This window comes from Salinispora pacifica DSM 45544 (assembly GCF_000378845.1).
Classification (GTDB): Bacteria; Actinomycetota; Actinomycetes; order Mycobacteriales; family Micromonosporaceae; genus Micromonospora; species Micromonospora pacifica.
In genome coordinates, this window is sequence record NZ_KB905359.1 from 858,071 (window position 1) to 878,292 (window position 20,222).

18 protein-coding genes and 1 pseudogene are annotated in these 20,222 nt (G+C 69.2%); 11 read left to right on the forward strand and 8 right to left on the reverse strand.

Features of this window, described 5'->3' with window-relative positions; genetic code table 11:
- Positions 1-10: 10 nt before the first annotated feature.
- The gene (locus tag SALPAC3_RS0103950; RefSeq protein ID WP_018219973.1) at positions 11-1,102 is read right to left on the reverse strand and encodes a ferredoxin reductase; all 1,092 of its coding nucleotides are present in this window, start codon (positions 1,100-1,102) and stop codon (positions 11-13) included.
- An 86-nt stretch (positions 1,103-1,188) separates the two neighbouring features.
- Here SALPAC3_RS0103950 and SALPAC3_RS0103955 point away from each other — a divergent pair, with 86 nt between their 5' ends.
- The gene (locus SALPAC3_RS0103955) at positions 1,189-2,433 is read left to right on the forward strand and encodes a PucR family transcriptional regulator (protein WP_018219974.1); all 1,245 of its coding nucleotides are present in this window, start codon (positions 1,189-1,191) and stop codon (positions 2,431-2,433) included.
- Between the two features lie 127 nt (positions 2,434-2,560).
- Here SALPAC3_RS0103955 and SALPAC3_RS0103960 read toward each other — a convergent pair whose 3' ends face one another.
- Positions 2,561-3,334: a hypothetical protein gene (locus tag SALPAC3_RS0103960; protein ID WP_033774941.1), complete on the reverse strand. Its 774-nt coding sequence runs from the start codon at positions 3,332-3,334 to the stop codon at positions 2,561-2,563.
- On the reverse strand, positions 3,334-4,617 hold the full coding sequence (locus SALPAC3_RS0103965; RefSeq protein ID WP_018219976.1) for a VWA domain-containing protein: 1,284 nt from the start codon (positions 4,615-4,617) through the stop codon (positions 3,334-3,336). The genes SALPAC3_RS0103960 and SALPAC3_RS0103965 overlap by 1 nt, the downstream gene beginning before the upstream one ends.
- Before the next feature lie 100 nt (positions 4,618-4,717).
- On the opposite strand from SALPAC3_RS0103965, the gene SALPAC3_RS0103970 reads away from it, so the two are divergent.
- Positions 4,718-5,968 (forward strand): MFS transporter, encoded by a 1,251-nt coding sequence (locus SALPAC3_RS0103970; RefSeq protein WP_018219977.1) that lies wholly within the window; start codon positions 4,718-4,720, stop codon positions 5,966-5,968.
- Positions 5,969-5,999: 31 nt separating this feature from the next.
- On the opposite strand, the gene SALPAC3_RS0103975 is transcribed toward SALPAC3_RS0103970, so the two are convergent.
- Together SALPAC3_RS0103975 and SALPAC3_RS0103980 are read right to left on the reverse strand one after the other, a co-directional pair.
- A complete protein-coding gene (locus tag SALPAC3_RS0103975; RefSeq protein WP_018219978.1) occupies positions 6,000-7,133 on the reverse strand; it encodes a beta clamp domain-containing protein in 1,134 nt (377 codons plus the stop codon).
- 149 nt (positions 7,134-7,282) lie between these two features.
- On the reverse strand, positions 7,283-7,696 hold the full coding sequence (locus tag SALPAC3_RS0103980; RefSeq protein ID WP_018820949.1) for a cold-shock protein: 414 nt from the start codon (positions 7,694-7,696) through the stop codon (positions 7,283-7,285).
- Positions 7,697-7,877: 181 nt separating this feature from the next.
- Between SALPAC3_RS0103980 and SALPAC3_RS0103985 the strand changes: the two genes are divergently transcribed.
- The gene (locus SALPAC3_RS0103985) at positions 7,878-8,558 is read left to right on the forward strand and encodes a formylglycine-generating enzyme family protein (protein WP_018219980.1); all 681 of its coding nucleotides are present in this window, start codon (positions 7,878-7,880) and stop codon (positions 8,556-8,558) included.
- Positions 8,559-8,573: 15 nt separating this feature from the next.
- Here SALPAC3_RS0103985 and SALPAC3_RS0103990 read toward each other — a convergent pair whose 3' ends face one another.
- Entirely contained in the window at positions 8,574-9,170 is a 597-nt protein-coding gene (locus SALPAC3_RS0103990; RefSeq protein ID WP_018219981.1) for a TetR/AcrR family transcriptional regulator, read from the reverse strand.
- A gap of 121 nt (positions 9,171-9,291) precedes the next feature.
- Here SALPAC3_RS0103990 and SALPAC3_RS0103995 point away from each other — a divergent pair, with 121 nt between their 5' ends.
- Positions 9,292-10,779 (forward strand): MFS transporter, encoded by a 1,488-nt coding sequence (locus SALPAC3_RS0103995; RefSeq protein WP_026185214.1) that lies wholly within the window; start codon positions 9,292-9,294, stop codon positions 10,777-10,779.
- Here SALPAC3_RS0103995 and abc-f read toward each other — a convergent pair.
- Positions 10,721-12,313, reverse strand: coding sequence for a ribosomal protection-like ABC-F family protein (gene abc-f, locus SALPAC3_RS0104000; RefSeq protein WP_018219983.1), 1,593 nt, complete (start codon positions 12,311-12,313; stop codon positions 10,721-10,723). The two genes, SALPAC3_RS0103995 and abc-f, sit on opposite strands and share 59 nt — an antisense overlap.
- 193 nt (positions 12,314-12,506) lie before the next feature.
- Between abc-f and SALPAC3_RS0104005 the strand changes: the two genes are divergently transcribed.
- The 4 genes from SALPAC3_RS0104005 (at position 12,507) to SALPAC3_RS0104020 (ending at position 17,005) form a co-directional block, all read left to right on the forward strand.
- Positions 12,507-13,091, forward strand: coding sequence for a TetR/AcrR family transcriptional regulator (locus SALPAC3_RS0104005; protein WP_018219984.1), 585 nt, complete (start codon positions 12,507-12,509; stop codon positions 13,089-13,091).
- Positions 13,092-13,206: 115 nt separating this feature from the next.
- Positions 13,207-14,049, forward strand: a complete 843-nt coding sequence (locus tag SALPAC3_RS0104010; protein ID WP_026185215.1) for a HalD/BesD family halogenase — start codon at positions 13,207-13,209, stop codon at positions 14,047-14,049.
- A gap of 120 nt (positions 14,050-14,169) precedes the next feature.
- On the forward strand, positions 14,170-15,975 hold the full coding sequence (locus tag SALPAC3_RS0104015) for a choline/carnitine O-acyltransferase (RefSeq protein ID WP_018219986.1): 1,806 nt from the start codon (positions 14,170-14,172) through the stop codon (positions 15,973-15,975).
- A 658-nt stretch (positions 15,976-16,633) separates the two neighbouring features.
- A complete protein-coding gene (locus SALPAC3_RS0104020; protein WP_018219987.1) occupies positions 16,634-17,005 on the forward strand; it encodes a nuclear transport factor 2 family protein in 372 nt (123 codons plus the stop codon).
- 682 nt (positions 17,006-17,687) lie between these two features.
- Here the strand turns inward: SALPAC3_RS0104020 and SALPAC3_RS0104025 are convergent.
- The gene (locus tag SALPAC3_RS0104025; protein WP_018219988.1) at positions 17,688-18,242 is read right to left on the reverse strand and encodes a hypothetical protein; all 555 of its coding nucleotides are present in this window, start codon (positions 18,240-18,242) and stop codon (positions 17,688-17,690) included.
- A gap of 33 nt (positions 18,243-18,275) precedes the next feature.
- On the opposite strand from SALPAC3_RS0104025, the pseudogene SALPAC3_RS28565 reads away from it, so the two are divergent.
- From SALPAC3_RS28565 to SALPAC3_RS0104040, 3 genes and pseudogenes are all read left to right on the forward strand, one after another.
- Positions 18,276-18,637, forward strand: a pseudogene (locus SALPAC3_RS28565) (FtsK/SpoIIIE domain-containing protein); the annotation flags it as partial.
- A 23-nt stretch (positions 18,638-18,660) separates the two neighbouring features.
- Positions 18,661-19,008 (forward strand): hypothetical protein, encoded by a 348-nt coding sequence (locus tag SALPAC3_RS0104035; protein WP_018219990.1) that lies wholly within the window; start codon positions 18,661-18,663, stop codon positions 19,006-19,008.
- A gap of 249 nt (positions 19,009-19,257) precedes the next feature.
- Positions 19,258-20,181, forward strand: a complete 924-nt coding sequence (locus SALPAC3_RS0104040; protein ID WP_018219991.1) for an NADP-dependent oxidoreductase — start codon at positions 19,258-19,260, stop codon at positions 20,179-20,181.
- The last annotated feature ends 41 nt before the right edge of the window (positions 20,182-20,222 follow it).

Consider the following 20,222-nt stretch of genomic DNA (forward strand, 5'->3'; position numbering starts at 1 on the left):
TACTCCGGAATCAGTGTTCGAGGTCGCAGGGGCCGGCAGCGGCCGACACGCAGGTTTGGACGAGGACACCGTCACCGGGAACCGCCGTGGTGAGCGACCCGTTACGTAGGTCACGGACGGCACCCTGGCGCAGCGGCAGGACGCAGCCGTAGCAGATGCCCATGCGGCAGCCGGACGGCATCAGCACACCGGCCGCTTCCCCCGCCTCCAGCAGCGGGGTGCTGCCGTCGGCGGCGACGGTCACCCCGCTGCGACCGAAGGTGACGGTGCCGCCCTCGCCCGGCGCGATGATGGTCGGGCGGAACTGCTCGGTGTGCAGTCGTTCGCCGAAGCCGGCAGCGGTCCAGTGCGCGGTAAGGGCGTCGAGGAGCCCGGCCGGGCCGCACGCCCACGTCTCCCGCTCGAGATGGTCCGGCACCAGCGCGGCCAGGTCGGCGAGGCTGAGCTGGCCGACATCCCGGGTGTGCCGCTCCACCAGCCGGAGCGAGCCGGCGGCGGCGAGGTCCCGCAGCGCCGCACCGAAGATCACGTCCGCCGCGGTGGGCGCCGAGTGCACCAGCGTGACGTCCGCCCCGGTGAGGGCCCCGCTGCGCAGCATCCCCATAACGGGGGTGATTCCGCTGCCCGCGGTCACCAGCAGTACCCGCGCCGGCGGGGTGGCCGGTGGCACGAAGTCGCCCTGCGCCTGGTCAAGCTGCACAATCATGCCGGGATGAGCGTGCCGCACCAGATGGTTGCTGACCAGGCCGTCCGGTATCGCCTTGACGGTGATCGTGATCGGGTCGTGGCGGTCGCCGGGAGCGGAGGTCACCGAGTAGGCCCGCCACTGCCGCACGCCGTTGACATCCACGCCGAGCCGGACGTACTGCCCGGGGCGGTGCCCCTGCCAGTCTCGCCCCGGCTGGATCACGACGGTGGCGGCGTCCGGGGTCTCCGGACGCACCTCGACGATCCGGCCCCGTAGGTCGGCGCCGGCACGCAGCGGGGCGACCAGGTCAAGGTAGTCGTCGGGCAGCAGCGGGGTGGTGACCGCCGCGGCGAGTCGCAGCAGCCCGCGACGCAGGGACGCCGGCGCGGACGGGCGCTGGACGGTGGTGGTCATCTCCCGATCGTGGCGGCACACTGGCATAAAATCTTGACCTGGGAAGGTGAACCCGACCCAGAAATTTATACGAAGGGAACAAGGTTGTGGCCGAACGGTCCGAGGCAACCCGGCGGGCGGCCCGGCTGGACCTGGATGACCGGGTTGCCGTGGAGCTCCGCAACCGGCTCGCCCTACTCGCCGAGCACACCGTCACCGCGATCACCGCCGAGGTACCCAGCTACTCCGGCACCCTCACCGGGCAGATGCGGGACAAGATCGAGAATGCCGTACGGATCGCCCTCGGCACCTTCCTGCAACTCGTCGAACGCTCCCACGGAGCCGACCCCAGCACCCCACTCGCCCCCGCCGTTGAGGCCGCGTACGCGCTCGGCAGCGGAGAGGCCCGCTCCGGCCGCAGCGTGGACGCGTTGCTCGCCGCGTACCGGGTGGGCGCCCGGGTTTCCTGGCGGGAGATGTCCGCCATCGCCGTACGCGGACAGCTGCCGGCGGCCACGGTCGCCGAGTTCGCCGAGCTGATGTTCGCCTACATCGACGAGCTCTCCGCCGCCAGCGTCGCCGGGCACGCCGACGAGTTGGCCAGTACCGGCCTCATCCGCCGCCGAAACCTGGAACGACTCACCCAGCAACTGCTCACCGGAGCCGACGAGGAGGTACTGCTGCGCAGCGCGGAGCGGGCCGACTGGCCACCGCCGCAGACCCTCACCGCCGTGCTGCTGCCCCGGTCGAACCTGCGCCCGGTGCTCAAGCTGCTGCCCGGCCAGACGCTGGAGAGCGCCGACGACCTGCCCGGCAATGGGCCCGGCGACGAGACCGCCGGACTACTCGTCCCGGATGCCCACGGCGACCGGCGACGGCAGCTCGCCCGACTGCTACAGGACCGGCGGGCGGTGCTCGGTCCGCCCCGGCCGTGGACCCAGGTCGCCCACTCCTGGCAGCGGACCGCCCGGGCGCTCGCCCTGGGGCTGCGTCCGGACGACGCCGGCGCACCACTGGACACCGAGGCGCACCTGGCCGAGCTGTTACTCAGCCACGACCCGGAAGGCCTGGCGGACCTGCGGGCACGGGTGCTGGCGCCGCTGACGGCGCTGCCACCCACCACCGCCGAACGACTGACCGAGACGCTGCGCTCCTGGCTGCTGCACCACGGCCGCCGCGACGATGTCGCCGCCGACCTCTTCGTGCACCCGCAGACCGTGCGCTACCGAATGGGCCAGCTGCGCGAACTGTACGGGGAGCGGCTCACTGACGCCGCCACCGTGCTCGACCTGACCCTGGCGCTCGCCTTCCCACCCCGCGCGCGGATCAACGAGCTGCTGCCGCAGGACTGACCGGGGTGGTCCCTCGCCACCGGCTCGCCCTGCCCAGCCCGTACGGGTCTTGGGCCGGCCCGTTGTGACCAACCGGCCGGGAGGGCGCCCGCGTCCGCGGGCGCCCTCCCGGCCTACACCCGCACCGTCAGCGACGACGGGGCCGCCGGGTCAGACCGAAGCCGACGACTCCAGCCACCGCAGCGAGGATGCCGCCGACCGTGCTCCAGGCCCAGCGCGAACCGAGCTCGGGCAGCCAACCGAAGAAGCCGTCGTCGTCGCCCTCGACCGGCTCCGTCGGAGCCGCATCGAGTATCGTGCCGGCCTCGGTGGGCAACACCAGGGGCTCCGCCAGCACGCCGTCGTCGTGGGACCCCTCACCCAGCGCGCCGACCAGTAGGTCAACCTCGATCGGCAGGCCAAGGTCCTCTTCCGGCAGGTCGGCCACGGAGAGCCGGACGTAGTAGGTCCCCGGCAGCGGATCGGCCGACCATGGCTCCGCCCAGGAGCGCACCTGCCGCAGGGCGCACCCGAGCGAGACGCTCTCAGCCTCGGCGGTAGCCGTCGGGGCCTGGGCACCAGCGGTGCAGGCCTGACGCCGCCGCAGCCCGTCGAAGACCTCCACGGTCCACGTCGACTCGCCACTGCGCTGCTTGGGGAACGACACGGTCGCGGTGACCTCGTGGCGCTCGCCGGCCACCGCCGGGAACGACCAGTACAGGTAGTCACCGGTGGCGGCGTCCACCTGCACCGGCTGCCCGGCGGTGATTTCGGTGGCGGTCAGGAAGGAGGTCCCCGCCCGGGTCACCGGGGCCGCCCCCGGTGACGGTGTCGGGGTCGCCCGGGCCGCCCCGGGCGAGACCAGCAGGGCCAGGCCGACAGCGGCCAGGACGGCTCCGCCCCGCATTGAACGGACCGGCATCACTTCTCCCTCCAGGTCGCCACCCACCACCGGGTGAGTACCCCGGACGCCAGTCCGGCCAGCAGACCAGTCACCGTCAGCAGGACGAGCAGCACCACGCCACGACCGAGATCCGGAGCAGCCGGAGCGGGCGAGGAGGCGACCATGTCCACGGTCAACTCGACCGGCATCCCCGGCGTGGTCTGGGTCCCCGGCTGGGGTGCGAAGGCGTTACTCACCACGAGACAGACGATGGTGGCTTCGGCCTCGATCGTGGTGGACGGGGTTGGGGAGGGCCCATCCTCCGGCTCCTCCCCGGCCGACCAGCGCAGACCGGCGGAGACGACGTCGGTCCGGCCGCTACCGGCGTCCACGCCACGCACCAGTTCCCGACCGTCGATGGCCACCGCCCGCAGCAGCACCGCATGGTCGGGGTTGACCGGCCGGTCCAACGCGACGCTGACCGAGGCACGCAGCTCCTGCCCGGGATGCACCGGTACCCGATACCAACGGTGCTCCGAGAACTTCTCCCGATCGCTGTAGACGCCGGCGCCGAGCAGCGGGGCGTCGGCGCAGGCCGAGGTGCCGGCGACCACGGCCGGCGTGACCGTGTGCGTGTCCTGCGCCCGGTCGACCAGTTGCTTGATCCGCCCGGTCAATTCGTCCGCGCTCTGCGCCGCGGTGTACGTGCCACCAGTGGCCGCGGCGATGCAGAGTAGCTGCTGGCGTACCTTCTCGTCCGGGGCCAGACCGAGGGTGTCCACGACCAGCTTCGTCCCCTGCGCAGCCAACTCTCGGGCCACCTCACAGGGGTCCGGTGGGGCGCAGGTGTCCTCCCCGTCGGTGATCAGCACGATCCGCCGGGCGGTGCTACCGGTGCCGAGATCCTCGGCGGCCAAGCGCAGCGCCAGCCCGACCGGGGTGTACCCGGTCGGCCGAAGCGTCGCCACCGCCGCCTTCGCCTGCACCCGGTCGACCGGTCCGACCGGCACGATCTGCTGGGTGTCCTGGCAGCCCTGCTCCTTGTCATCACCGGGATAGGTGGCACCGAGGACCCGGATGCCCAGTTCAGTCTCGTCCGGCAGCGCGTCCACCACCTCGTTGAACGCCTGCTGGGCAACCGAGATTCGGCTTCGCCCGTCGATGTCGGTGGCCCGCATCGACCCGCTGACATCAAGGACCAGCTCGACCTTGGGTGGCTCGACCGGGGTATCGCGATCCGCGAGGGCCGGTGCCGGACCAATCATCACGCTCGTCGCCAGCAGCCCGACGAGGGCTACCGCCAATCGTCTCGTCTTGATCATCGCGCGCAGTCTATGGCAGCTCCACATCGGACTGGCTCGCGGGTCCAGTGACGCAGATCACGCATGCTTCCGATCAAAACCGTGCCTAGCGTCGGGGGACGTGGCTGATCCGTCGATCGAAAGTCAAGCACCGCCGACCTCCGGGCCGCCGGTACGCCCACTCTCCCAGAACCGTGACTTCGTCATCCTCTGGGTGAGCCAGTCAATTTCCGCGCTGGGTAGCGCCGTCTCCTCGGTTAGCTTCGTCCTGCTGACTCTGGCCATCACCGGATCGGCAGTGCACGCGGGAGCCGTCGCGTCAATCGCCGCCATCACCGCTGTGGTGTGTCGACTCCCGGCGGGCTCCCTGGCGGACCGACACGACCGGCGACTTCTCATGATCGCGGCAGATCTGGGACGCGCGCTGGCGCTGGGCAGCCTGGTCATCGCAATCATCATCGACGAGATCACATTCGTCCACATCGCGGTGGTGGTAGCCACGGAGGCAGCCCTGGCCAGTTGCTTCCAACCCGCGGAGACGGCAGCCCTTCGGTTTGTCGTGGCGCGAGCGCAGGTGACCCAGGCCGCCGCCCGAAACGAATCCCGTACGCAGCTTGCGACGCTGGTCGGACCTGCCCTCGGCGGGATACTCTTCAGCGCCGGCCGGATGGCGCCGTTCCTGGTGGATGCCGTCTCCTACCTCATCTCCGCGATGGGACTGGCCCTGATCCGGCGCCCCCTGCACAACCACACCCGGGAGCACTGGCCGCGCCGAGGCCGCGGTTTCGTCAACGCGGGTCTGCGGTGGCTGTGGCAGGAGCAGTTCGCCCGGGGCGCGGTGCTCTGGTTCGCCGGTGTCACCTTCGTTTTTCAGTCGATCGGGCTGGTCTGCGTCCTCCTGGCCGAGCGCCACGGCGCCGGGCCGGTCGCCACGGGGCTGCTGTTCTCGATTACCAGCACCGGTGGGTTGGTGGGCGCGTTGGCGGCGCCCCGGCTGGTCGCGCGCTTCTCGCCCCGGACGCTGATCATGGCGTTCGGGTGGGTCGCGGCGATGGTGACTCCGCTGTTGGCGGTGGCCCACTCCGCGTATCTCATCGGTGTCCTCGGTGCGCTGGTCTTCTTTCTCGGCCCCGCGGCCAACGCCGCGATCATCGGCTACATCCTCACCCGCGCCGAGCCCGCCCTCCAGGGACGGGTGAGTGCCGCCGTGCACCTCCTCGGCGGAAGCCTGCTACCGATAGCCCCCGCGCTCGCCGGCGTCCTCGTCCAGTGGCTCGATGCCGTCCCGACCGTGCTGCTGTACTCGTCGCTCCTGCTCGCCCTAGCGACCTTCGCGACGGCAACGCGTAGCCTGGGCGTACGTCAGCGCTGAACGGCGGTCGCGGCCAGCCACCCAGCACAGGTCAGGTGGGCGGCGGACCCTCCGAATCAGTGGAGCGAAGGCGCGCACACGCCTGCTCGCACGCCCGTTCAAGTCGTTCCGTGGCGTCGCGGGACAGGCCACGTTCGGCTGCGGTCCAGGACGCCCAGGCCTGCACAACGTCCGGGAGGACGTCACTCACCTCCGGATCACCGATGGCGTCCCGGGTCAGACCTGGCAGACCCAGGGCAGCCATCATCCGGCGCGGGCCGACCCGCATCGGATGGCAGCAGGCCCGCTCGGTGAGCTGCTCCACGAAGAGGTCCACCGCCTGGCTCGTCGCACCGCCCCCGGGCAGCTTGGAGCCGATGCTGGAGGCGAGGAACGCCCGCTTCATGAGTTCGACATCCACGCTGTCGGGCAGCGGGTCCGGTGGTGCGGCGGCGACGCTCAGGGCCCGGGCCCGGGCCAGGGTCAGCGCCCGCATCTTCCGGTACGCAGCCGGTGCCGGGTTCGGCTGGTAGTCCCGATCTTCCAGCACCTCATCCGAGGTGACGACGGCGTCCTCGAACAGCCGCCGGGCATACGCCGGGTCGACCGGCTCGGTGACCAGACCATCGACTCCGTCGGCACGGCGCAGGACATCCTGCAACACCTCCACGTCCATGCCGAGGGTCAGCTCCCGAAACAGGCCACCATCGACGGCAAGGTCAATCATGGCCAGGAGGCCGTGCTCATCGTCTCCGTCGTAGGAGAAGACGCACAGCAGGAAGGCGGTCTCGTCGAAGGGGTCGTGCGCCCACCAGCAGCCCTCCACCCGCACCCGACCGATCGTGGACGCCCAGGAGGCGTCGGGAACGCCCTGCCGGATGAGCCGGTCGGCGTGTAGCCCGGCCAGTTCCCGCTGCGTGTCGACCGGGCTCATCGCCTGGAACGCCCGCAGCGCCGCCACCGCCGTCGGCGTCTCCCGCCGACCCAACTCCTGAATGACCCGGGCATCCTCGCGCGCGGCGACAGCCAGGGATGGCCCGACTCCCTCCGCACCCTGATGGGCGAGCAGCTGCGTCATCCCCTCCTCGATGCGCCACGGCGAACCATCCGCCATGATCGAGAAGTTCCACTCCACGAAGTCAGCGCCCGCAACGGCACGATCGATGCCCTGATCGCTGTCATCCATCCCTGGATTGTCCCAGCCAATCGATCACCAGACGACTACCTCGCCGCGCGCGGCGAGCCGCTACCCGCCCCCCGGAGAGCGCGGCGACATGCCGGGGCCCGCCCTCAGGGTCGGAGGACGCGGGCCCCGGGTTGCCACGCGCGGAGCGGTCAGTCCTCGACCCAGCCGTACTGGCGCGCCATGGCGACCAGCGCCCGACGGGCCTCGACGATCTGCGCACCGGTCATCGTGGGCACGTTCGCCAGCAGCAGCTCGGTCACGGCGCTGTCGAACTGCTCGACCGCCAACACATCGCACTCACCGTCCTCGTCGGACAGCGGCTGCGGGCGACTCGGCACACTACGGCTCGACACCGCCGGGGCCGCCTCCAGCACCACGCTCGCGACCTTCAGGCCCCGTTCGGACTGCACCACCTCGTAGCTCACCCGCATGCCGGCGGTGACCTGATGCCGCTGATCACCGAAGTCATTGGCGTGCACGAAGACGTCGTCGCCGCCACCGAACGGTGCGATGAACCCGTAGCCGCGAACGTCATCGAACCGAACAATTGTCCCTTTTTCCACCACAATCCCCCAACAAAGACCAACCACCAACACCCGAAGCGCGCAACCGCCGATGGGTCCCACGCGCCGCCCAGCCTAGCGGCCCTGCCAACGGGACGGGACCGGACGTCAGCGGGATGGGCTCCGGCCGTGCCGGAAACCCGACGACAGCAGCCTTGACCGCAGGTACGATCCACGCCCCGTGGACGGAAGCCAGCAGAAACTGATGATCGCTGTCCCGGCGGGGCAGGTTATGCTCTCCGACCGCCGCACACAGCGCCGATGGTCAGTCGACCTGAAGCCGTACGAGCTCGCCCGCTTCCCGGTCACACAGGCGCAGTATGCCGCGATCACCGGCGCCCATCCGAGCACGGCTCGCGGAGGTCAACTGCCGGTCGAGGGGGTCTCCTGGTGGGATGCCGTCCGGTGCTGCAACGCCTGGTCTCGACGGGACGGGCTACTGCCCGCCTATCGGATCTCCGGTGACGGGAAGATCGAGTGGGACCACTCCGCCGACGGGTACCGGTTGCCGACCGAAGCCGAGTGGGAGCACGCGTGCCGCGCCGGTACGACCGGCCCCCGCTACGGACCGCTGGACGAGATCGCCTGGTACCGCGGCAACTCGCGGGAACGAATCCACCCGGTGGGCGGCCGGCAACCGAACGCCTGGGGCCTGCACGACATGCTGGGCAACGTCTGGGACTGGTGCTGGGATCACTACGACCCGGAGGTCTACGGCAGCTACCGGGTCCTCCGTGGTGGCGGCTGGTTCGACGAGCACTGGAGTTGCCGGGCCTCCGTACGGCGCCGGAGCCACCCGACGTTTCGTGTGGACGACGTGGGTTTCCGCGTCGCGCGTTCCACTCACCCCGAGTCGGACTGACCTGGTGCCCGCGCCTCACCCCACGGCGTAGACCCCAGAGATCGCAGCGAGCACCTGATCCCGAGCGGCCGCGGCCGGACAGACACCGATAAGCACGTAGTAGGCCAGCCCCTCAGCGAGCGCCACCAGGGTTACGGCCACCTCCGCGGGATCGGTCCCGGCGCGAAGGTGGCCAGCGGCCTGGTCGCAGCGGAGCAGTTCGGCGAGTTGGCCGTGGAGTTTGGCGTAGTCGACGCGGAGGCGGGCGGCGATGGCCTCATCGGCCAACGCCACCGCGGTGAATGACTGGCGTACCCGCAGGTGGGCACGGGTGACGGCGTCGTACGGAATCAGCTCGGTGAGCACCACGGTAAGTAGGCGTCGTCGGCTGACGTCCTGGTCATCGGGTTTGGCCTTGGCGGCTATCCGATCGCTGGAGAGGGCGTTGCCCCGCTCGAAGGCAGCCTCGACCAGTTCTCGCTTGGTGGGAAAGTAGTGCTGCACCCGGCCGGGCGACACGCCGGCCTGCGCGGCCACCACGACCAGGGACACGGCCGCCAGACCACGTTCGGCGACAACAGCCAGTACCGCATCGGCGATCTCGTTGCGCCGATGCTCATGCTCGAAGCCCACTCCGCGGGTTCGACCGGTCGCCAACCCCTTCCCCCCTCCCCATCCAGGTTGCCCAGACGCTACTTGATGACTACGGTCTGCGGTATAGCAATGTGGTTACACTGATTTGATCGGGGACGTCGTGAGGTGGTGGGATGGGGACAAGCCGGGCACGCGGCGCGCCCGGCGCCGCACCTCGGACGCGCCCTCCGGCCGGGCCGCGCTCCTGCTGGCCTGCACCGCACAGTTCCTGGTGGTGCTCGATGTATCCGTGGTCAACGTCGCACTTCCGTCCATCCAACGGGCCCTCTCCCTTTCTCCGTCCGGCCTACCCTGGGTCGCCAACGCCTACGCGCTGGTGTTCGGAGGCTTCCTCCTCCTGGGCGGCCGACTGGCCGATGTGTATGGCCGCAAGCTGGTCTTGATCTCCGGGCTGGGGCTGTTCACGGCCGCGAGCCTCGTCGGCGGGCTCGCCACCACCGCCGGTGCGCTCATCGGGGCCCGCGCGTTCCAGGGCCTGGGTGCCGCCACGCTGGCACCCGCCACCCTGACGATCCTCACCACGACATTTCCGCCTGGTTCCGCGCGCAACCGCGCATTGGCTGTCTGGACCGCGGTCAGCCTGGCTGGCGGCGCGGCCGGCAACCTCCTCAGCGGCGCCCTCACCGCGTACCTGACCTGGCGGTCAACCTTGCTGATCAACGTACCGATCGGCGCGTTCTGCATCGCCCTGGCAGCTGTCACGCTGGCCGGAGGGCGACCACGCGACCGACTGGTCCAGCTCGACGTCAAGGGTGCTGCCCTGATCACCACCGCCCTGATCGCGGTGACCTACGCCGTCACGGCCAGCTACCCGCACAGCCAGCGAGGGCCAACCGCCGCCGTGGCGTTGGTCGTCGGCCTGATCTGCCTGGCCGCCTTCGTCGTGGTCGAGGCACGCGGCGCGGAGCCACGACTCCTGCCACCGCGGCTGCTGCGAACCAGGGCAGTCTGGCTGGGCAACCTGCTGATGCTGCTGGTCGGGGCGGGCTTCCAGATTCCGCTGTGGTATTTCCTGACCCTGTACCTGCAGCAGGTACTCGAACTCACCCCATTGCAGGCCGGCGCCGGGTTCCTACCACACACCCTGCTGATGATGCTGGTCGGAATGCGCGTGACCCCGTGGCTGATGCGACACGTAGCCGCGCGGAGCCTGGTCATCGTCGGAACCGCCATCGCCGCGGCCGGGTTCTGGTGGCAGAGTCAGCTCACCGTCCACAGCACCTACCTGTCCGGCGTGCTCGGTCCGGCCGTCGTGATGTCGGTCGGCGGCGGGCTACTCATCGTGCCGCTGACCGCCGTGGTGACCTCCGGTGTCTCCGGCCCCGACGCCGGGGCGGTCTCCGGGTTGGCGAACGCCGCCAAACAGTTTGGTGGCGTCCTGGGCCTGACCGCACTCATCGCGCTGACCAGCCAGCATTCGTCCACCAAAGCCGAGCTCGTCGACGGCTACGCGCAGGCGTTCGCGTTCACCGCCCTCATCCTGGCCCTCGTCGCCGTCGTGGCGCTCGCCCTACCAGCCGGGGGTGCCCTCAGGCCACCTCCCGGGCCTCGCCGGACCAGCGCCGGCACAGCCGGCGGTCGTGACTGACCACCACGACGGCACCCTGGTATTCCGCCAGAGCGGCCTCCAACTCCTCGACCAGGCCCAGCGAGAGATGGTTGGTGGGCTCATCCAGCAGCAGTAGGTCGACGGGCTCGCTGAACAGCCGGGCCACCGCCAGCCGTTGGCGTTGCCCGGTGGAGAGCCGGCCGATCGGCACGGTGAGGCTCTCCGGGGTGAACAGCCCGAGCGAAAGCAGACTGGAGATGTACTCCTCGGCCGGACCGGGCCGTCCGTGCGCGAAGGCGGCCAGCAGGGTCCGCTCCGGCTCGGCGGTGGAAACCTCCTGTGGGAGGTACCCGATCCGGCCAGAACGGGTCACCTGACCACCGTCCGGGGCGAGGTCACCGGCGAGGATCCGCAACAGCGTGCTCTTCCCGGCGCCGTTCGGCCCCCGGATCAGCAGGCGTTGTCCCGTCGCGACGGTCAGCGTGGTGGGCTTGAGCCGACCGGCGAACGTCACCTCCCGGGCGGCCAGTAGCACCCCGGCGACGGCTGCCGGATGCCTGGGCGGCTCGAACCGAAGCGGGTCGGGCGGCGGCGGCACCGGATCCGCCTGGAGGCGGCGCAGTCGTAGCTCCGCATTGCGGACGCGGCTCGCGACCGACTGCTGCACCCGGCCGGCGTTGCGGTCATAGGCGATCTTGTTGCGATCCTTCATCGCCCGGCCGGGCGCCACCTGTCGGGCCGTGGTCGCCGCGACCTCCCGCAGCCGGTCCGACTCCGCCTGCCACTGTTCGTACGCCTGCTGCCAGCGTTGCCGGGCCGCCGCCCGCTCGACCAGGTAACCCGCGAACCCGGTGCCGTAGCGGACCAGGGTGCGCCGATCCGCGTCCACCTCGATCAGGCCGGTGGCAACCTGCTCCAGGAAGACCCGGTCATGGGAGACCACGACCGTGGTGCCACGCCGGGAGCCGAGGTACCCCTCCAGCCAGCTCAACGCGGTGTCGTCAAGATGGTTGGTCGGTTCGTCGAGCAGCAGCACCTCACTGTTGGCGGCCAGCACCGAGGCCAGGTGCACGCGCGCCTGCTCCCCGCCGGAGAGGCCGCCAAGCGGACGGTGCCGCTCCACCGCGGTCAGCCCCAGCCCGTGCAACGCCTGCTCGACCCGGGCGTCGGCCTCGTACCCTCCCCGCAGCTCGAAGGTGGTCGCCAGATTCCCGTACTCGGTCAGGTCGTTCTGGTTGCCGCCGGCGAGCCGTGGCTCCAGTTCCCGTAACCGCGCCTCCATCGCGCGCAGGTCGGCCAGGGCGGCATCGATCGCCTGCTGAACGGTCAGCTGCCCCGGCAGGTACATGTCCTGGGCGAGGTACCCGACACCGCCGTCCGCGGTGACAATCACCTGCCCATCGTCCGGCTCCTCTCGGCCGGCGAGCAGGCGCAGCAGCGTCGACTTGCCGGAGCCGTTCTCGCCGATGATCCCCGTACGCCGGTTCGGGGTGACGGCGAAGGTGACGCCGTCAAGCAGAAGTCGATCACCGTACGCCTTGGTCACGCTCTGGACGCTGATCTGGGTGGGCATGTGGATGCTCCGAAGTGTCAAGGTCGGGAACCCGCCGGGGCGGGAGGTCGGACACGGGGAACACTCAGCGGAGCATCACGCCTCCCTAAAGCTATGGATGTAGCGATAAGATGCTGACATGGCCCAGCCCCCGCCGCCAACCGATAAATCCCCCCGCCGCCCCAATGGACGCAGTGCGCGCGTCCGCCGCAAGGTGCTTGACGCCGTCCGCGCGCAGCTGGTTGAGGGCGGCTTCGACCTACTGACCATGGACGCCGTGGCCGACCGGTCGGGCGTACACCGGACCACGGTCTACCGGCGCTGGCGGGACGTCGGCGGCCTACTGGCTGATGTCCTGACCGACGCGACCGGCGACGACTGGCGCCCGCCACAGACCGGTTCGCTGGAGACAGACCTCGCCGCAGTCAACTGTGAGGTCCACGCGGCGCTGACCGCCGACTCATCGATCAGCACCGCGCTGATCGCCGCCTCGTTTCGCTCCCCCCAGGCAGCGGAGGCGCTGCGGACCTTTTGGGCCGATCGCTACGCGCGCTGTGCTGCCATCGTGCGACGCGCCATTGACCGCGGCGAGGTCCCAGCCGACACCGACCCACGCGCCGTGATCATCGCGGCGACCGCACCGCTGTACCACACCCTCGTCCTACTCCGGTCTCCCGCCGACAGCGGCCTCGCCGCACGCTCGGCCCACCAGGTGAGCGTCGCCGCCCGCGCGGGCGCCTTCGCCCGCCCCAGCAACGAGCTCATGGCCGCCGGCGCAGCAGGATCCGGGGTGCGGTGAAGCCCGGCACGTGCGGCTGTGAAAAAGGTAACCAACATGAGGCTGCCGGTCGGTAACTCCTGTTAGGATTCCGCAATTCTTCATGTCGCCGCCATTGAAGAAGGGAACCATCTGAATGCATGACGTGGACACCGTGCGTTATCCACTGGCCGCTCCAGGAAGCGACGCATGGGAACGCGTCGTCACAAAAACCCGCGCCGAACTGCGGGACCACGGTTGCAGTGTGCTGCCGGAGTTCATTCGACCGACCAGCTGGGAGACGCTACGACGAGAAGGCGCCACAGTTGCCCCGTCGGCATACTACGACGTTACGGAAACCAACGTCTACAACATGAAACTCGATGCCGACCTACCGGCGGAGCACCCGGGTCGCATCCTCATGCGCCGCGGCAACGCGTTCGTCCCGCGCGATCTGATCCCCGCCGACAGTGTCATCCACCGGCTCTACCGCGACCCGTCGTTCGTACGCTTCGTCGCCGCCTGTTTCGAACTCCCCGCACTCCACGAACTCGCCGACCCGCTCTCCGGCCTGGTACTCAATGTCGTGCAGCCCGGTATGGACCATCCGTGGCACTTCGACCTCAACGAGTTCACCGTCAGCCTACTGACTCAGGAGCCGGAGGACGGGGGCGTATTCGAGTACTGCCCGAACATCCGTTCTGCGGGTGCGGAGAACTTCGACGCGGTCCGTGCGGTGCTCACCGGTGCCGATCGAGCACCGGTACGAGCCCAGACTCTGCGTCCCGGTGACCTCCAACTGTTCAAGGGGCGGTACGCGCTACACCGGGTGAGTGCCGTGCACGGGGACACCGCCCGGCACACAGCGATCTTCGCCTACTCCCAACGCCCCGGCGTGACGGGCAGTGTCACCCGTACGCAGCAGCTCTTCGGCCGGGTCCTACCCACGCACCGCGATGCCGAACGTCATGCCACCCGAGTCGACCAGCTGCTGGACTAGCGCTTACGAAGATAACCCCATGCGTTTCAACCAGCCCGGCGGACTTCCGACGGCATACCCTTTGACCGCAACCACTGGCCCAGAAGGCGGCCCGACGAGCAGCACATTCCAGGAGGCCGAGTGAGTACGTTCGAGAACGAGGGCAAGCTGCCCTCGGTACCGCTACCCACGCTGGAGGAGACTTGTGCCCGCTTCCTCGAGTGGTCCGGGCCGCTGCTGACAGCGCAGGAGTTCGCCGACACCGAGGCCGCGGTGCGGGAGTTCGAGCAGGCCGACGGTCCGGGTCCGAAGCTCCACGCCGACCTGGTGCGGTACAACGAGGACACCACTACCCACAGCTGGCTGGACTACTTCTGGCCGGCCCGCTACCTCGGCCGGCGCGACCGCATCGCGTTGAACGCCAACTTCTTCTTCCTGTTTCGTGACACGCCGCTGCGCGGGTTCACCGATCCACAGGTGGAGCGCGCGGTGCGGCTCATCGCCGCCACCGTCAACTACAAGGTCCAGCTCGACGCGGAGCGCATCCCACCTGCCGTGACCCGCGGGCAGCCGCTGTCGATGGAACAGAACAAATTTCTCTTCTCCACCACCCGTATCCCGGGGCCGACGCAGGACAGCGTCCGAGCACCGTACAGCGCCGAGATGCCGGGCCCCGCAACCGCACGGCACATCGTGGTGTTCTGCCACGGCAACGCCTTCCGGATGGACGTACTCGGTCCGGACGGGCGCCCCTACTCCCTCGATGACCTGACGGCGGGCCTGCGGGAGCTGCAGAAGGCCGGCCTCGTGCCGGCGGCGATGACCACCGCGACCGGCCACCTCACCACCATGGCCCGGGCCGAGTGGGCGGCCGCCCGACAGCGACTGGTCGCGCTCGATCCCAGCAACGCCGCGGCGCTGGAGACCATCGAGACGGCGCTGTTCTGCGTCTGCCTGGAGGACCTGACCCCCGCCGACGATCTGGCGGCCTGCGACCAACTCCTGCACGGCGACAGCGGCAACCGGTGGTTCGACAAGGCGGTGTCGCTCATAGTCTTCGCGGATGGCACCGCCGGCATCAACGTCGAACACTGCGAGCTGGACGGCACCACCATCCTCAGCTTCGTCGACACGATCCTCGCCGGAACACCGGAGGAGCACGCCGCGCAGTCCGGTGCGGTGGCACAGGGCGTGCCAGCGATCGAGCCGGTCACCTTCGTGCTCGATGACGGGCTGCAAGCCGAGATCGGCACCGCGGCACAATCCTTCGCCCAGTTCGGCGCGGACACCGCCACCGTGACCCTACCCATCGACGAGTTCGGGGTGGACGAGGTTAAGCGGCTCCGAATGTCACCGGACGCCTTCGTACAGCTGGGATACCAGCTCGCGCACAAACGCGCCAAGGGGTTCACCGGTGCCACGTACGAGTCCATCGCCACCCGCCAGTACTCGCGGGGACGAACCGAGGCGATGCGCGTCGTCACGCCCGAAGTGCTGCGGTTCGTCGCGGTCATGGACGATCCCGCCGCAGCCCGGGAGGAGCGCCGGGCGGCGTTTCGTGCCGCGGCCGACAAACATGTCGAACGGGCGAAGCAGTGCCAGGCCGGTGCCGCACCGGAGCAGCACCTCTGGGAGCTACAGCTCATCCAGCAGCGGCGGGGGGCCGAACTCGGCGTGCCGGAGTCGCCCCGACTCTACGAAACGTCGGGGTGGCGCACGATGCGCGACGACTACCTGAGCACCAGCTCGGCGCCGTCGACGAAGATCCGCTACTTCGGATTCGGGGCCACCAGCAGCCGTTGCATCGGAATCGCCTACGTGCTGCTGCCGGACCGGTTCCAGCTGTACCTCAGCACTCCACGTCCGGTCGCCGAGATGATGCACACGTTCGCCGACCGGCTCCGCGAGGCGTTGCGTGAGCTGCGCGCCCTCCTCGACGAGCAGTAGCCGACCAGGGACCACCAGTTTGGCGTCCCACCCGTCAGCCGGAGCCGCAGGTACCGGGCTTGGGTGCTGGAGACGTTGACGGTGGTCTCCTGGCCGGTCCGAATCCGGTGGCGATGGTCGTGGATGACACCTGAACCTGGTACCCGCGCGGGCCGTCCCCGAGGAGCCGCTGCTGTCGAGCAGCAGCCGGGTGAAAGGTTGCCGCGCCCAGGTCGACCGGGAAGTGCTGCCCGGGGGGCTTGTCCCGCCACCGCGCTCCACCGGGTGGTCTGGCTCGGGTCAACAGCGTTCCTCGCCGGGCTGCCGCTTTCGGCGGCTGACGTCGAGACGGTCCAGCCGCCACGGTCCAGCGCCGGCGTACCGTAGACGTGGCACTCGGCGGTGGACCACCCCCTCGGGTCCGCGCCGGTCCGGGTGACCCCGTACGTCACCCCAATGTCGAGTCTCGGTCGACGTGAACCAACATCCGCACGCCCCGGGCGAACCCGACCCGATCAATCCGAGAGCGACGCGGATCGTCGTGGCTACGGGGAACCCAACCAGGTCACCGGGACCAACCATTACCTGGCGGATAATGGACACTCCACCGCCGGCGGTGCGAACCTCCAGGAACCACGGGGAACACCAGGTGGCCTCCGAGACGAGAGGATCCGCAGCCATGAGCGACCTTGCCAACACCGTCCAGCACTACATCGACATGTGGAATGAGACTGATCCCCTGCGTCGGATCGATAAGGTTCGCGATATCTGCACCGAAAATGCGACCTATACGGATCCAAAGATAGGCCTCATGGGACACGAGGCGATCAACGCGTTTATCAGTGCCGTCCAGGCGCAGCTCCCGGGCATGACCTTCACCCTGGCCGGGCCGGTCGACACCCATCACGACATTGCCCGCTTCACCTGGCACCTCGCCCCAGCCGGGGCAGCCGAGCCGGTGGCCGTGGGCTTCGACGTGGTCAAGGCCGACGACGACGGACGGCTCTCCGCGGTGTACGGCTTCCTCGACAAGGAGCCCACCGCCAGCTGAGCGCGCAGCAACCGCACGGTCGGCGAAGCAGCCATCCGGGGCGTCACCATTCCGGCGTCGCCCTGGATGAGCTGGCGGAAGCAGGAACTGACGATCGAAGTTCGAGACACGGCTACCACTGTGATCAGGGCGGTGGGTCGCCGACCAGGAACTGGTACGAGTCGGCTTCGCCGTAGTGCCACCCGCCTACTGCCCATCGAGCGGCTGGCCGGGTTGACCAACCGAGAGCGGACAACCCTGCGGATGCTCGCGGAAGCAGGGTCGAATCCAAAGATCGCGGCCGCGATGATGGCAACACACCGCGAAGGCGCACGTCGGTAACGTGCCCACCAAGCTCGGCCTACGCGATCGGGTGCGGGTCGTGATCACGGCGTACGAGACCGGCCCGGTCAGGTCCGGGCAGAGGTAGTGGTCGCGGTTCTGGAATCGCATGTTCGGGCGTCGTAGTGCCGCTAGCTAGAAGTTGAAGGGGTTGAAAACTCTTTTCGTCCTCGCCCAAGATGCGGTGGGTGCGGAGGACCGCGCCCTTGATGCATCAGAAGAGGGTGGCAGCCCGTTCGAGCCGGGCCGAGTCCGGGTACGCCTCGCCGTTACGGGCGTGCCAAGCCCTATCCCGAGCGGACAGCGGCAGAAGGAATGCGCTTCCACAGCGCGCCGCGGAGAAATCATGGCCTCACCAGGTTTAGCCTTGGGCTAGCTCTCGCCGTTCGGGAACCCAGTCCACCGATTCGGCCGCCGAGGGCTCAGTGAACACCAGGACGGACTCGTCGCAGCGTTTGAACACCAATCGCTCCTGCGGATACTCGTACAGTTCGCCCGCCATCAACAGCAGCGATTGGCCCTGAATGTGCAAGACCACCTCGGCCAGGACGCCTTCGTCCAGGAACGTCGAGACACCGTCGACCTCGCCGGTGGGCAACCCCGACAGGGTCCGCATGCGATATATCCCCGTCATACCTGCCCAGTCCGCCGAGTAGTCGCTAGCTGCTCGGCGCCGCCACAGGCCCCATGTAATGTCGTCCTGGTAAGTGTCGATGGTCACGAAGGTCCCGTCATCGAGTGAGGCACCTAGGATAAGTAGTTGCAAACATGGCACGGCGGGATCCTCGAACTGCGGGCCACCGGCGGCAGTTTCCTCCCGCAGCGCCATCTCAACGCCCGTCCAAGCTGCGATCTTCTGGCCGCGAAGCTGGTCAAACTCCCGAGCTCTTTCCGCGACCCATCCATCCCGTGCCATGCCTCAGTATCTCCGACGATATCTATGGCCCACATCGCCCTGGTCGTGCCACGCTTGGAGCCGTTCGATCGGGTGATCATCCCACCGGACCTTCCCGGTGATGCGGACGCGACCAGTCTGGCCCTGGTGTACCTGGGGGGAGGAGACCGGAGACCGGGTACGGCACCGACTGGCACGCGCCGTTAATCGGGCAGCACTGGCTCGTCTCCGGCGCCACTGGCTCCGGCAAAAACTCGGTCACCTGGATGGCGCTTCGGGCGTGTGCTCCGCTGATCCGAGACGGCCTGGTCCGTCTCCACGTGGTCAACCCCAACGGCACCGAACTCAACGCGCTCAAGCCGGTCGCGTACCGGTATGCCGAAGCTGACGGCGACATCGTGGAGGCGCTAACGGGGTCGAACTGGATAACGCCGCCACGGTGCGCCGGGTCCTCGACGGTCTCCGCATCAGGCTCGACGGCAAGCCGGCTGCCGCCAGCACCATCCGCCGGAAGCGGGCGGTCCACTACAACGCGCTTGGTTACGCCGTCGGACTCGGCCGTCTGGACGCCAACCCCATCGACCGCATCCAGTGGATCGGACTCGAGGTCACCGCCGTCGACCGCCGCGTGGTAGCCAACCCGGCCCAAGTGGCGGCCCTGCCTGACGCTGTGACCGCGCTCGGCGAATGGGCCGACCGGGTGATCGTCTTCTTTGGATGTCTCTACTACCGCCTCCGCCGAATGAACATTCGTGCCGTCATTGGCCCGGCGGTCACCCGGCACTAGGCTCTGCTCACTCACCCGGTCGCGCAGACACGCGCTAGCCGAACCGCTGGGCGAGATCGGTCAGCCGCACGACACAGGGCGTCCCGTCATTGCTACCTGAATGGCTGGATCGACCTTGACCTGCAGCGGACTTGAGGTTTGATACTTCCCCCAGCCGCCGGGTCGGCGGGACACCTGGGTCCGAACGCCTGGCATCGCCCGAGTCGAAGCGCCCAGATCTAGGACCCCGAGACGCGAGAAGTGATTCTTGTGAAAGCTGCCGCCCTGACCTCCTTCGGCGGGCCGGAGGTTCTGACGCTGACGGAGGTCGCCAGCCCGCAGGCAGGCCCCGGCCAGTTGCGCGTCCGCGTACGGTCGGCCGGGGTCAACCACTTCGACACCGCCATCAGGAAGGGTTGGGCACCACCGACGGTGGACAACTCCTTCCCGGTCGTCCCCGGCAACGAGTACGCGGGCGTCGTCGACCAGGTGGGCGAAGGCGTCACCGGACACTCGGTGGGGGACACCGTCCTCGGCTACTGCACACTGGGCGCCTACGCCGAGTACGTGGTGGTCTCCCCCGAGCAGGTAGCGGCCAAGCCGGAGCGCATGCCCTGGGATATCGCTGGCGGCTTCTCCGCCAACGGAGTCGGCGCACACCTGTGCCTGCGCGAGTTGAAGATCGGTCCCGGCGACACGGTCCTGATCCACGCGGCGGCGGGCGCCCTGGGCACCTTCGCGGTCCAACTGGCCCGGGCCTGGGGAGCACGCACCGTTATCGGTACGGCGAGCGAGGCCAACCATGCTCACCTGCGGTCGGTGGGTGCGGTCCCGGTGACCTACGGCGAGGGACTGATCGAGCGGGTACGCGCCCTGGCGCCCGACGGGGTGGACGCCGCCCTGGACATCGCCGGCGACCACGCGCTGCGCGCGTCGGTAGAACTGGTCACGGACAAGAACCGGGTCCGCACCATGGTCTCCGACGAACTCGCCGCAGAACTCGGCGTTCCGACCGTGACACCGAAACGGTCCAACGCCCAACTCGCCGAGTTGGCCGAGCTCCATGCACAGGGCAAGCTCAAGCTGCACATCCGACAGGCACTCCCGCTCGCGCAGGCCGCCGCGGCACACCGTTCGATCGAGACCGGGCACGGGCGGGGAAAGATCGTCCTCCTCGTGGACTCCCCATCGTGAACAACGTCGAAATTCGCCGCCATGCGGCCGGCGCAAAGCCG

Bases quoted from the DNA above. Each gene is read 5' to 3' on its own strand.
- SALPAC3_RS0103950 (WP_018219973.1), bottom strand. From the start codon at position 1,102: ATGACCACCACCGTCCAGCGCCCGTCCGCGCCGGCGTCCCTGCGTCGC.
- SALPAC3_RS0103960 (WP_033774941.1), bottom strand. From the start codon at position 3,334: ATGCCGGTCCGTTCAATGCGGGGCGGAGCCGTCCTGGCCGCTGTCGGC.
- SALPAC3_RS0103965 (WP_018219976.1), bottom strand. From the start codon at position 4,617: ATGATCAAGACGAGACGATTGGCGGTAGCCCTCGTCGGGCTGCTGGCG.
- SALPAC3_RS0103975 (WP_018219978.1), bottom strand. From the start codon at position 7,133: ATGGATGACAGCGATCAGGGCATCGATCGTGCCGTTGCGGGCGCTGAC.
- abc-f (WP_018219983.1), bottom strand. From the start codon at position 12,313: ATGCCCACCCAGATCAGCGTCCAGAGCGTGACCAAGGCGTACGGTGAT.
- SALPAC3_RS0104010 (WP_026185215.1), top strand. From the start codon at position 13,207: ATGCATGACGTGGACACCGTGCGTTATCCACTGGCCGCTCCAGGAAGC.
- SALPAC3_RS0104020 (WP_018219987.1), top strand. From the start codon at position 16,634: ATGAGCGACCTTGCCAACACCGTCCAGCACTACATCGACATGTGGAAT.
- SALPAC3_RS0104025 (WP_018219988.1), bottom strand. From the start codon at position 18,242: ATGGCACGGGATGGATGGGTCGCGGAAAGAGCTCGGGAGTTTGACCAG.